Below are 12258 nucleotides of genomic sequence, written 5' to 3'. Positions count from 1 at the left end.
TGACATTAGGGGGAACCGCGAGGTGAGCACCACAGCTCTTGCCGGGGGCGGAACCGGCTTCTGCCGGGTCACCGTCGCCGCACCGGACGCACGTATCGATGTGGCCCTGCCCGAAGACGCCGCGCTTGCCGACATCTACCCGGAGATCCTCCAGCTCTCCGGGCAGAGCCAGGCCGAGGGCGACCCCACCGGGTACCACCTGGTCCGCCGGGACGGCACCGTCCTCGACGCCGGCCGCTCCCTCGCCGACCAGCGGGTCCTCGACGGCGACGTGCTGCTGCTGCGTCCGTTCGCCGAGTCGCTGCCCGCCGCGGTGTTCGACGACGTCTCCGACGCGGTCGCCTCCGCGGTCCGCCGCGACCGGCGCCGCTGGAGCGACGAGCTGATGAGTGTCGTCGGCCTCGGCGCCGGCGTCCTGCTGCTGACGCTGATGGCGTTCGCCCTCTGGTTCTCGAACCCGGTCGACCGCGACATGCACAGCCTGCCCGGCATCATCGCCGGTGTCGTCGGCGTCCTGCTCGTCACGTTCTCCGTGGTGCGCGCGCGGGTGTACGACGACCGCGCCGCGTCCACGTCGCTGGGGCTCGCCGCGCTGCCGCACCTGCTCATCGCCGGGTCGGGCATCTTCGGGACCGGTGCCGCCGAGGGCCCGGGCCGGCTGCAGCTGCTGTCCGGCTGTGTCGTGGTGCTGATCGCCGCCGCGCTGCTCGTGGTGCTGCTGCCGCACGGCGACGCCGTCTTCGTCGCCGCCGCCCTCGGCTCGGCCGTCGGCGCCCTGGCCACGTTCGGCGCACTGATCACCGAGGCCTCGCCGAGCGAGGTCGCCGGCGTCACGGCGGTCGTCTCGATCATCGCGATGGCCTGGCTGCCCGGCATGTCCGCCCGCTCCGCCCGGCTGCCCATCGGCTACCGCTCGCCCGACCAGATCTCCCAGGGCCGCGACTACGGGCGCGACGAGGAAGAGAACATCGACTTCGACCGCATCGGTGCCCAGGTCCGCCGCGCGCACGAGCTGCTCCTCGGCCTCGTCATCGGCTGCGCGGCCCTCGCCGTCGCCTCGGCCGGCGTCGTCCTCGGCTTCTCCGACAACGTCTGGGCGCAGCTGCTCGCCCTGGCCGCCGGTATCGCCGTCATGCTGCGCGCCCGTCTGTTCGACTACACCGCGCAGGTGGCGTCCCTGGTCGTCGGCGGTCTGCTGATCCTCGGTCTGCTGATCCTCGGCGTGACCCTGAACACCCCGAGCGACCTGCTGCAGAGCTTCCTGCAGGGCGACAGCGCCCCGCTCAACATCCACATCCTCTGGTTCGCCGCCGCGATCGGCGGGGGAGCGGCCCTGCTCGTGATCGTCGGCCTGTCCGTGCCGCGCAAGGGCGTGTCCCCGTTCTGGGGCCGGATGCTCGACCTGTTCGACGGCTTCGTGCTGCTGACCCTCGTACCGCTGTGCCTCGCGGTGCTCGGTCTCTACACGCAGGTGCGCAGCATGGTCAGCTGATCAGGGGACCGGCGGCCGCCGTCAGGCCGGCCGCCGGGCTGCTGGTACGCTGTGTGACGGCCGTTTGTGTACGCGCCCCCGGCATTGCAGGACATTCCTGGGGGCAGCGCCCAGCGGATCCCCGCCTCCCGAGTTTCGGAAGCTCTCCTGAGATGTAGACCAGGGGCACTCGGCGGCAATCAGACTCTACGAGGAGTAAGCGTGGCTCTCGACACCGCTACGAAGAAGCAGATCATGACCGAGTTCGGCACCAAGGAGGGCGACACCGGCTCCCCCGAGGTCCAGGTCGCCATGCTCTCCCGCCGCATCTCGGACCTGACCGAGCACCTCAAGACGCACAAGCACGACCACCACTCGCGTCGTGGCCTGCTCATCCTGGTCGGCCAGCGTCGCCGCCTGCTGCAGTACCTGGCCAAGAAGGACATCCAGCGCTTCCGTACGCTGGTCGAGCGCCTCGGCATCCGCCGCGGTGCGGCCGGCGCCCGATAAAGACGCTGTGAGAGGGGGCGGTTCCCGATTGAGGGGGCCGCTCCCTTTTGCCGTACGTGCGCACTGTCACCGAGGCTTTGTAGTCTGGTGACGTACGACTGCGCATATTGAGGAGAAGCGCCACCTCGCCGCCGCCGGTCCTCGGTAGTGGCCCCCGGAGACGCAAGAGGATCCCCGGGAGCTTCGATCGAAGACCGGCCCGCACCCAAGGCGCGCTTCTCCACCTCGTCCCTCTGCCACACGGGCAGCAGCGGACAAAAGACGTAACAGACGAAAGTAACGGAGAAAACGCTAGTGGAGAACGAGACCCACTACGCCGAGGCCGTCATCGACAACGGCTCCTTCGGCACCCGCACCATCCGCTTCGAGACGGGCCGTCTGGCCCGCCAGGCCGCCGGCTCCGCCGTCGCCTACCTCGACGACGACACCATGGTGCTCTCGGCCACCTCGGCCTCGAAGAACCCCAAGGACAACCTCGACTTCTTCCCCCTCACGGTGGACGTCGAGGAGCGGCAGTACGCGGCCGGCAAGATCCCCGGCAGCTTCTTCCGCCGTGAGGGCCGGCCCTCCGAGGACGCGATCCTCACCTGCCGCCTCATCGACCGCCCGCTGCGCCCGTCCTTCAAGAAGGGCCTGCGCAACGAGATCCAGGTCGTCGCCACGATCATGGCGCTCAACCCCGACCACCTGTACGACGTCGTGGCGATCAACGCCGCGTCCGCGTCGACGCAGCTGGCCGGCCTGCCCTTCTCCGGCCCGGTCGGCGGCGTCCGCGTCGCGCTGATCAACGGCCAGTGGGTCGCGTTCCCGACGCACACCGAGCTCGAGGACGCCGTCTTCGACATGGTCGTCGCCGGTCGCGTCCTGGAGGACGGCGACGTCGCGATCATGATGGTCGAGGCCGAGGCAACCGACAAGACGATCCAGCTGGTCAAGGGCGGCGCCGAGGCGCCGACCGAGGAGGTCGTCGCCGCCGGTCTGGACGCCGCGAAGCCCTTCATCAAGGTGCTGTGCAAGGCCCAGGCCGACCTCGCCGCGAAGGCCGCCAAGCCGACCGCCGAGTTCCCGATCTTCCTGGACTACCAGGACGACGTGCTCGAGGCCCTGACCGCCGCGGTCAAGACCGAGCTCTCCGCCGCCCTCACCATCGCGGGCAAGCAGGAGCGCGAGGCCGAGCTGGACCGCGTCAAGGGTCTGGCCGCCGAGAAGCTCCTCCCGGAGTTCGAGGGCCGCGAGAAGGAGATCTCCGCCGCGTACCGCTCGCTGACCAAGTCCCTGGTCCGTGAGCGCGTCATCAAGGAGAAGAAGCGCATCGACGGCCGCGGTGTCACCGACATCCGCACCCTGGCCGCCGAGGTCGAGGCCATCCCGCGCGTGCACGGCTCGGCGCTGTTCGAGCGTGGCGAGACCCAGATCCTGGGCGTCACCACCCTCAACATGCTCCGCATGGAGCAGCAGCTGGACACCCTTTCGCCGGTGACCCGCAAGCGCTACATGCACAACTACAACTTCCCGCCGTACTCCGTCGGTGAGACGGGCCGCGTCGGCTCCCCGAAGCGCCGCGAGATCGGCCACGGCGCGCTCGCCGAGCGCGCGATCGTGCCGGTCCTGCCGACGCGCGAGGAGTTCCCCTACGCGATCCGCCAGGTCTCCGAGGCGCTGGGCTCCAACGGCTCGACGTCCATGGGCTCGGTCTGCGCCTCCACCATGTCGCTGCTGAACGCCGGTGTGCCGCTGAAGGCCCCCGTCGCCGGTATCGCCATGGGCCTGATCTCCCAGGAGATCAAGGGCGAGACGCACTACGTCGCCCTGACCGACATCCTCGGTGCCGAGGACGCGTTCGGTGACATGGACTTCAAGGTCGCCGGTACCAAGGACTTCGTCACGGCCCTCCAGCTGGACACGAAGCTCGACGGCATCCCGGCCTCCGTCCTGGCCGCCGCCCTCAAGCAGGCCAAGGACGCCCGCCTCCACATCCTCGACGTGATGATGGAAGCGATCGACGTCCCGGACGAGATGTCCCCGAACGCCCCGCGGATCATCACGGTCAAGATCCCCGTGGACAAGATCGGTGAGGTCATCGGCCCGAAGGGCAAGATGATCAACCAGATCCAGGAGGACACCGGCGCCGACATCACGATCGAGGACGACGGCACGATCTACATCGGTGCCGCCGACGGTCCGGCCGCCGAGGCCGCCCGCGCCACGATCAACGGCATCGCCAACCCGACCATGCCGGAGGTCGGCGAGCGCTACCTGGGCACCGTCGTGAAGACGACGACCTTCGGTGCGTTCGTGTCGCTGCTCCCGGGCAAGGACGGTCTGCTGCACATCTCGCAGATCCGCAAGCTCGCCGGCGGCAAGCGCGTGGAGAACGTCGAGGACGTCCTCGGTGTGGGCCAGAAGGTCCAGGTCGAGATCGCCGAGATCGACTCCCGCGGCAAGCTCTCCCTGATCCCCGTGGTCGAGGGCGAAGAGGGCGACGAGGCGAAGGACGACACCGACAAGTGACGTCCCGTAGCACCCAGGCGACGGCCCGCACCTCTTCGGAGGGGCGGGCCGTCGCCCGTACCCAAACCCTCATCAAGGGCGCGAACGGCATCGGCACGGTCCGCAAGACGACGCTGCCGAACGGCCTGCGCATCGTCACCGAGACCCTGCCCTCGGTCCGCTCGGCCACCTTCGGCATCTGGGCGCACGTGGGCTCGCGCGACGAGACGCCGACGCTGAACGGGGCGACGCACTACCTGGAGCACCTGCTCTTCAAGGGCACCAAGAAGCGCAGCGCGCTGGACATCTCGGCCGCGATAGACGCGGTCGGCGGCGAGATGAACGCCTTCACGGCGAAGGAGTTCACCTGCTACTACGCGCGCGTGCTCGACACCGACCTGCCGCTCGCCATCGACGTGGTCTGCGACATGCTGACCGGCTCGCTCATCGAGGAGGAGGACGTCGACGCGGAGCGCGGCGTGATCCTCGAAGAGATCGCGATGACCGAGGACGACGCGGGCGACGTCGTGCACGACCTGTTCGCGCACACGATGCTCGGCGACACCCCGCTCGGCCGCCCGGTCCTCGGCTCGGTCGACACGATCAACGCGCTCAGCAGGAACCAGATCACGCGCTTCTACAAGAAGCACTACGACCCGACGCACCTGGTCGTGGCCGCTGCGGGCAACGTCGACCACAACAAGGTCGTACGCCAGGTCCGCGCCGCCTTCGAGAAGTCCGGGTTCGACGCCGTCTCCGCGGCGCCCGTCGGCCCGCGCGCAGGACGCAAGACCCTGCGCACCGCGGGCCGCATGGAACTCCTCGGCCGCAAGACCGAGCAGGCCCACGTCATCCTCGGCATGCCGGGCCTCGCCCGCACGGACGACCGCCGCTGGGCGATGGGCGTGCTCAACACGGCGCTGGGCGGCGGCATGTCGTCCCGCCTGTTCCAGGAGGTCCGGGAGAAGCGCGGGCTCGCGTACAGCGTGTACTCGTACACCTCGGGCTTCGCCGACTGCGGACTGTTCGGCGTCTACGCGGGCTGCAGGCCGAGCCAGGTGCACGGCGTGCTGAAGATCTGCCGTGACGAGCTGGACCAGGTCGCGCAGCACGGCATCAGCGACGACGAGATCAGCCGCGCCATCGGCCAGCTCGCGGGTTCCACGGTCCTCGGCCTCGAGGACACCGGGGCGCTCATGCACCGCATCGGCAAGAGCGAGCTGTGCTGGGGCGAGCAGATGTCGGTCGACGCGATGCTGGAGCGCATCTCGGCGGTGACCCCGGACGAGGTGCGCGCGGTCGCACGCGACATCCTGGGACAGCGCCCGTCCCTGTCGGTCATCGGCCCGCTCAAGGACAAGCAGGCCTCGCGCCTGCACGAAGCGGTCGCGTAAACCGTTTTCAGTACGCACTGAAGGAACTGGGAGATCATGAGCAAGCTGCGCGTGGCGGTCATCGGGGCCAAGGGCCGCATCGGCTCCGAGGCCGTACGGGCCGTCGAGGCGGCCGAGGACATGGAGCTGGTCGCGGCCCTCGGCCGCGGCGACAAGCTGGACGCCCTCGTGGAGTCCGGCGCCCAGGTCGCGGTCGAACTGACCACCCCCGACTCGGTGATGGAGAACCTGGAGTTCTGTGTACGCCACGGAATCCACGCCGTCGTCGGCACCACGGGCTGGACCGACGAGCGCCTCGCGCAGCTGAACGGCTGGCTCGCGGACTCCCCGGAGACCGGTGTGCTGATCGCCCCGAACTTCTCCATCGGCGCGGTCCTGACCATGAAGTTCGCGGAGGCGGCGGCGCCGTACTTCGAGTCCGTCGAGGTCATCGAGCTGCACCACCCGAAGAAGGTCGACGCCCCGTCCGGCACGGCCGCCCGCACCGCGCAGCTGATCGCGGCGGCCCGGGAGAAGGCGGGCAGCGCCCCCGCTCCCGACGCGACGGCCACGGCGCTCGACGGAGCGCGCGGCGCGGACGTCGACGGCGTCCCGGTCCACTCGGTCCGCCTGCGCGGCCTCCTGGCGCACCAGGAGGTCCTCCTGGGCGCCGAGGGCGAGACGCTGACGATCCGGCACGACTCGCTGCACCACAGCAGCTTCATGCCCGGCATCCTGCTCGGCGCCCGCAAGGTCACCACGCACCCCGGCCTCACCTTCGGCCTGGAACACTTCCTCGATCTGAACGGCTGACCTGCTGCGATGCGCGCGAAAATCACCTACGCCGTCACGGCCCTGGTCCTGGTCTTCTACTTCGTCCTGGCCGGCGACCGCGGCGTCATGCTCCTCCAGCAGGGCACGGCGCTGACGATCACCTTCGGCGTCGCGGTGCTGATCCTGCCGCTGATCGGCGTGTGGTTCCTGTGGGCGAACACCCGGTTCGTCACCAAGGCCAACCGGCTCGGCGAACTCCTGGAGGCGGAGGGCGGGCTGCCCGTGGACGAGCTGCGGCGCGATCAGTACGGCCGCATCGACCGCGACTCCGCCGACGAGGTCTTCGCCAGGCGGAAGGCCGAGACGGAGGACGCGCCGGGGGACTGGCGCTGCTGGTTCCGCCTCGCCGTCGCCTACCGGGACGCGCGGGACACACCACGCGCGCGTAAGGCGATGCAGCGCGCGATCGCACTCCATGAGGGCCGTTCACTCGGCGTCTGACGCACGACGAAGGGGCCGCACCGGCACGATGCCGGTGCGGCCCCTTCGTCATGCGTTCACGCGTCCACGCGCGCGTGCGTCAGCGCCGGGCGCGGTACTCCTCGGCCCAGACCTCGACGGTGTCGGCGGCCCGGTCGAACGCCGTGCCCCGTCCCAGGAAGTCCGCGCTGTGACTGGTGAGCAGCGTCGTCTGGTCCCCCTGCTGATCCCGCTGTACGAGGATCAGCGCCTGCCCCTGAACGGTGCGGGGCAGCCCGAGCCAGCGCACGGGCTGCTGCACCGTGCGCGCGGTGGCGACCCGGTCCCACGGTGCCGTCCGGGTGACGAAGAAGGCGACGTGCCGCAGCCCGCGCGCGCTCACCCAGGTGCCCATGCGCAGCAGCCGCAGCGCCGACGCGATGATCAGCACCGCGAGGACGCCGCAGACCGTGGCGGCGGACGTGTCGCCCGCGACGGCGATGATCACCGAGGCGAACAGCACGTACGACGCCAGGAGCAGCAGCAGCGCGGCCGCGCCCACCCGGTACGGGCCCGGGCGGTAGGGGCGGCGCCACTGGTCGCGGTCGTCGAAGGGCAGCGGGATGTCCGCGGCCTCGTCCAAAGCACGGTCGGCCGTCAGGAAGGGCAGGGGCACGACGGGTCCTCACTCGGTCCACGCGGTATGGGGGCTGTGCCCGGTGAGGCTATCCGGGGTCGCACCGGCCTTCCACTCCAGGGGGTCCGGAGGGGGAGGGGGCCGGCCGGGCGACCGTCAGCGGCTGTCGGAGGCCTCCGACTGCTGTACGTGCTGCGTGGTCTGATCGATCGACAGGGCCGGCATCCCGATCAACAGGGCGCCCACGAGGCCGGCCACGACGGTGAGGCCGACGAGCGCGCGACCGGCGCGCTGCCCGGCGGAGGGACGCTCACGCGCGGGCGGTGTGACGTTGCTACGGAACTTGTCGGCTTCGGCTATGAAGGCGAACGGTACGGGCTCGCGCCGACGGAACATGGGGCTACTACTCCTCAAGCGACTGGTGATGCTCGATCTAGAAAGTGTGTTCATCTACACAGACGAGCGATCGCTTCAAAGGGTGCCCTGTTTCACCAAATTCACCAAACTTCGCTCCTGTTCGCCGGAGATCGTCGTGACAAGCGAGCGAATGCCCTCTTGTCAGTGGCGGCCCGTAGAGTGGGCGCCGCCCTGGTGAAGTGATGGGAAGGACCCCGGCAGCATGACCGAAACCCCAGCTGAAGACCTCAAGCCGACGTTCCGCGGCGACGTCACCGTCGAGCTGGTGAAGCACACCGCGAGCGACACGGACGTGCTGTTCGCGGCCCGCGTCTCCACGCTCGGCGAGCAGTCGATCGACGAGCTGTCGAAGGACCCCGAGCGCTCCAAGGGCCTGATCAACTACCTGATGCGGGACCGGCACGGCAGCCCCTTCGAGCACAACTCGATGACGTTCCTGATCAGCGCGCCGATCTTCGTCTTCCGGGAGTTCATGCGGCACCGCGTGGGCTGGTCGTACAACGAAGAGTCGGGTCGCTACAGGGAGCTCCAGCCGACGTTCTACGTCCCGGACGCCGACCGCAAGCTGGTCCAGGAGGGCCGCCCGGGCAAGTACCAGTTCGTCGAGGGCACGCAGGCGCAACAGGAGCTGACGGGCCGCGTCATGGAGGACTCGTACCGCCAGGCGTACGAGGCGTACCAGGAGATGCTGGCCGCGGGCGTCGCCCGCGAGGTGGCCCGCGCGGTGCTCCCGGTCGGCCTGTTCTCGTCGATGTACGCGACGTGCAACGCGCGCTCGCTGATGCACTTCCTCGGCCTGCGGACGCAGCACGAGCTGGCCAAGGTGCCGTCCTTCCCGCAGCGGGAAATCGAGATGGTCGGCGAGAAGATGGAGGCGGAGTGGGCCGCCCTCATGCCGCTCACGTACGCGGCGTTCAATGCCAACGGCCGCGTGGCGCCGTAGTTCCGGGATCGGCACAGATGTACGGACGCTCGACTGAAGTGCCCGTATTGCGGCTTTTCGGAAAGTTCATCTAGCCTGATCAAACGGACCCGGCACTGCTTGAACCCCCGAGCAGGCAGTGCCGGGCTCCACCTTTGTTGTGACTTGTCGCATCCCCCGAGGGGGGACCCGGTACTGAGCAGCGAGTAGCGTGTTACCCATGGCTCCGACCTCGACTCCGCAGACCCCCTTCGGGAGGGTCCTCACCGCCATGGTCACGCCCTTCGCGGCGGACGGCGCACTCGACCTCGACGGCGCGCAGCGGCTCGCCGCCCACCTGGTGGACGCAGGCAATGACGGCCTGGTCGTCAACGGCACCACCGGCGAGTCCCCGACCACCAGCAACGCGGAGAAATCGGATCTGATTCGAGCCGTCGTCGAAGCGGTCGGCGACCGCGCCCACGTCGTCGCCGGTGTCGGCACCAACGACACCCGCCACAGCATCGAGCTCGCCCGCGAGGCCCAGCAGGCCGGCGCGCACGGCCTGCTCACGGTGACGCCGTACTACAACAAGCCCCCGCAGGAGGGCCTGCTCCGCCACTTCACGGCGATCGCCGACGCGACCGAGCTCCCCGTGATGCTCTACGACATCCCGGGTCGCAGCGGCGTGCCGATCAACACCGACACGATCGTCCGACTGGCCGAGCACCCGCGCATCGTGGCCAACAAGGACGCCAAGGGCGACCTCGGCCGCGCCTCCTGGGCCATCGCCCGCTCGGGCCTCGCCTGGTACTCCGGCGACGACATGCTCAACCTGCCGCTGCTCTCGGTCGGCGCGTGCGGCTTCGTCTCGGTCGTCGGCCACCTCGTCGCGCCCGAGCTGCGCGCCATGCTCGACGCCTTCTCGACGGGTGACGTGCACAAGGCGACGGAGATCCACCAGAAGCTGCTCCCCGTCTTCACCGGCATGTTCCGCACGCAGGGCGTCATCACGACGAAGGCCGCGCTCGGCCTCCAGGGCGTCCCCGCGGGACCGCTGCGCCTGCCGCTCGTGGAACTCACCCCCGAAGAAACGGCCCAGCTCAAGATCGATCTTGCCGCCGGCGGGGTACAACTCTGATCACAGACTTGGCAAAGCTTCACAACTGAATGAACAGAATCACCAACTGAACAGCAAGACCCAGGAACCACCACAACTGCTATTGCACGAACGTCATGCGCGCCACGTGCCTACAGGTACGTGGCGCGCGTGGTTGAGGAGAGTCTTTTGAGTCATCCGCATCCTGAACTCGGCGCCCCGCCGAAGCTTCCGAAGGGCGGCCTGCGCGTCACCCCGCTCGGCGGCCTCGGTGAGATCGGGCGCAACATGACCGTCTTCGAGTACGAAGGCCGTCTGCTGATCGTCGACTGCGGAGTGCTCTTCCCCGAGGAGGAGCAGCCCGGAATCGACTTGATCCTGCCGGACTTCACGTCCATCAGGGACCGTCTTGACGACGTCGAGGGCATCGTCCTGACGCACGGCCACGAGGACCACATCGGCGCCGTCCCGTATCTCCTGCGCGAGAAGCCGGACATCCCGCTGATCGGCTCCAAGCTGACCCTCGCCCTCATCGAGGCGAAGCTCCAGGAGCACCGCATCCGCCCGTACACCCTCGAGGTGTCCGAGGGGGAGCGCGAGCGCCTGGGCCCGTTCGACTGCGAGTTCATCGCGGTCAACCACTCCATCCCGGACGCGCTGGCCGTCGCCATCCGCACCCCCGCGGGCATGGCGGTGCACACCGGCGACTTCAAGATGGACCAGCTCCCGCTGGACCGTCGCCTGACCGACCTGCCGACGTTCGCCCGGCTCGGCGAGGAGGGCATCGACCTCCTCCTGACCGACTCGACGAACGCCGAGGTCCCGGGCTTCGTCCCGCCCGAGCGCGACATCTCGAACGTGATCCGCGGAGTCTTCGCCAGCGCGCAGAAGCGGATCATCGTCGCGTCCTTCGCCAGCCACGTGCACCGCATCCAGCAGATCCTGGACGCCGCGCACGAGTACGGCCGCCGGGTCGCCTTCGTCGGCCGCTCGATGGTCCGCAACATGGGCATCGCCCGCGACCTCGGTTACCTGAAGGTCCCGGCCGGCCTCGTCGTGGACGTCAAGACGCTCGACGACCTGCCCGACAGCGAGGTCGTCCTGGTCTGCACGGGCTCGCAGGGCGAGCCGATGGCGGCCCTGTCCCGCATGGCCAACCGCGACCACCAGATCCGGATCGTCTCCGGTGACACGGTGATCCTGGCGTCGTCGCTCATCCCCGGCAACGAGAACGCGGTCTACCGCGTGATCAACGGCCTGACCCGCTGGGGCGCGAACGTCGTTCACAAGGGCAACGCCAAGGTGCACGTCTCGGGCCACGCGTCCGCGGGCGAACTCCTGTACTTCTACAACATCTGCAAGCCGAAGAACCTGATGCCGGTCCACGGCGAATGGCGCCACCTGCGCGCCAACGCCGAGCTCGGCGCCCTCACCGGCGTCCCGCACGACCGCATCGTCATCGCCGAGGACGGCGTCGTCGTCGACCTGGTCGGCGGCAAGGCGAAGATCTCCGGCAAGGTCCAGGCCGGTTACGTCTACGTGGACGGCCTCTCCGTCGGCGACATCGGCGAGCCCGCGCTCAAGGACCGCAAGATCCTCGGGGACGAGGGCATCATCTCGGTCTTCGTGGTGGTGGACTCCAGCACCGGCAAGATCACCAGCGGCCCGAACATCCAGGCCCGCGGTTCCGGCATCGAGGATTCGGCGTTCCACGCCGTCATCCCGAAGATCCAGGACGTCCTGGAGAAGTCGGCCCAGGACGGCGTCGTCGAGCCCCACCAGCTGCAGCAGCTCATCCGCCGCACGCTGGGCAAGTGGGTCTCGGACACCTACCGCCGTCGCCCGATGATCCTTCCGGTCGTCGTCGAGGTCTGAGGCACGTAAGGAGCGGGGCGCCTCGATTTGCATCGGGGCGCCCCGCTCCAGTACGTTTACGGCTCCGCTCAGGGGGAACCCGGCGCACTCACGTGCCCGACCAAGTCCCCGACTGGGGCGGGATATTCCGACTCAGAATCTCTGATAAAGTCGGAGCCGCCGAAAGGCAAAGGCCCTCCAACGGCCACCGGAAATGAAATCCGAACCGGAAACGGAACGGAAAACGGATCTGGTAGGGTTGGAAACACGAAA

At 69.0% G+C, this 12258-nt stretch carries 11 protein-coding genes; 9 read left to right on the top strand and 2 right to left on the bottom strand.

Features of this window, described 5'->3' with window-relative positions; genetic code table 11:
- Positions 1–22: 22 nt before the first annotated feature.
- From eccD to ACZ7L4_RS42575, 6 genes are all read left to right on the top strand, one after another.
- On the top strand, positions 23–1492 hold the full coding sequence (eccD, locus tag ACZ7L4_RS42600) for a type VII secretion integral membrane protein EccD (RefSeq protein WP_472110624.1): 1470 nt from the start codon (positions 23–25) through the stop codon (positions 1490–1492).
- Positions 1493–1693: 201 nt separating this feature from the next.
- On the top strand, positions 1694–1981 hold the full coding sequence (rpsO, locus tag ACZ7L4_RS42595; RefSeq protein WP_306323305.1) for a 30S ribosomal protein S15: 288 nt from the start codon (positions 1694–1696) through the stop codon (positions 1979–1981).
- 294 nt (positions 1982–2275) lie between these two features.
- On the top strand, positions 2276–4492 hold the full coding sequence (locus ACZ7L4_RS42590; RefSeq protein ID WP_450815233.1) for a polyribonucleotide nucleotidyltransferase: 2217 nt from the start codon (positions 2276–2278) through the stop codon (positions 4490–4492).
- Positions 4489–5865 carry a M16 family metallopeptidase gene (locus ACZ7L4_RS42585; RefSeq protein WP_472110622.1) on the top strand — a complete coding sequence of 459 codons (1377 nt, stop codon included), beginning with the start codon at positions 4489–4491 and terminating at the stop codon, positions 5863–5865. Before ACZ7L4_RS42590 ends, ACZ7L4_RS42585 begins: the two co-directional genes overlap by 4 nt.
- A gap of 36 nt (positions 5866–5901) precedes the next feature.
- On the top strand, positions 5902–6657 hold the full coding sequence (gene dapB / locus ACZ7L4_RS42580) for a 4-hydroxy-tetrahydrodipicolinate reductase (RefSeq protein ID WP_472110620.1): 756 nt from the start codon (positions 5902–5904) through the stop codon (positions 6655–6657).
- Between the two features lie 9 nt (positions 6658–6666).
- The gene (locus tag ACZ7L4_RS42575) at positions 6667–7119 is read left to right on the top strand and encodes a hypothetical protein (RefSeq protein ID WP_472110618.1); all 453 of its coding nucleotides are present in this window, start codon (positions 6667–6669) and stop codon (positions 7117–7119) included.
- Between the two features lie 79 nt (positions 7120–7198).
- Here ACZ7L4_RS42575 and ACZ7L4_RS42570 read toward each other — a convergent pair whose 3' ends face one another.
- On the bottom strand, positions 7199–7753 hold the full coding sequence (locus ACZ7L4_RS42570) for a hypothetical protein (protein ID WP_450818233.1): 555 nt from the start codon (positions 7751–7753) through the stop codon (positions 7199–7201).
- A gap of 117 nt (positions 7754–7870) precedes the next feature.
- Entirely contained in the window at positions 7871–8110 is a 240-nt protein-coding gene (locus ACZ7L4_RS42565) for a hypothetical protein (RefSeq protein ID WP_472110616.1), read from the bottom strand.
- Between the two features lie 223 nt (positions 8111–8333).
- Between ACZ7L4_RS42565 and thyX the strand changes: the two genes are divergently transcribed.
- The 3 genes from thyX (at position 8334) to ACZ7L4_RS42550 (ending at position 12006) form a co-directional block, all read left to right on the top strand.
- Positions 8334–9074 carry an FAD-dependent thymidylate synthase gene (gene thyX, locus ACZ7L4_RS42560; RefSeq protein WP_422410471.1) on the top strand — a complete coding sequence of 247 codons (741 nt, stop codon included), beginning with the start codon at positions 8334–8336 and terminating at the stop codon, positions 9072–9074.
- 199 nt (positions 9075–9273) lie between these two features.
- Positions 9274–10173, top strand: coding sequence for a 4-hydroxy-tetrahydrodipicolinate synthase (gene dapA / locus ACZ7L4_RS42555; protein WP_450818236.1), 900 nt, complete (start codon positions 9274–9276; stop codon positions 10171–10173).
- A gap of 147 nt (positions 10174–10320) precedes the next feature.
- Positions 10321–12006 (top strand): ribonuclease J, encoded by a 1686-nt coding sequence (locus ACZ7L4_RS42550; protein WP_450818238.1) that lies wholly within the window; start codon positions 10321–10323, stop codon positions 12004–12006.
- Positions 12007–12258 lie beyond the last annotated feature (252 nt).

It is taken from the genome of Streptomyces sp. NPDC107575 (genome assembly GCF_055657265.1).
This window is presented reverse-complemented; position numbering and strand designations above follow the sequence as displayed.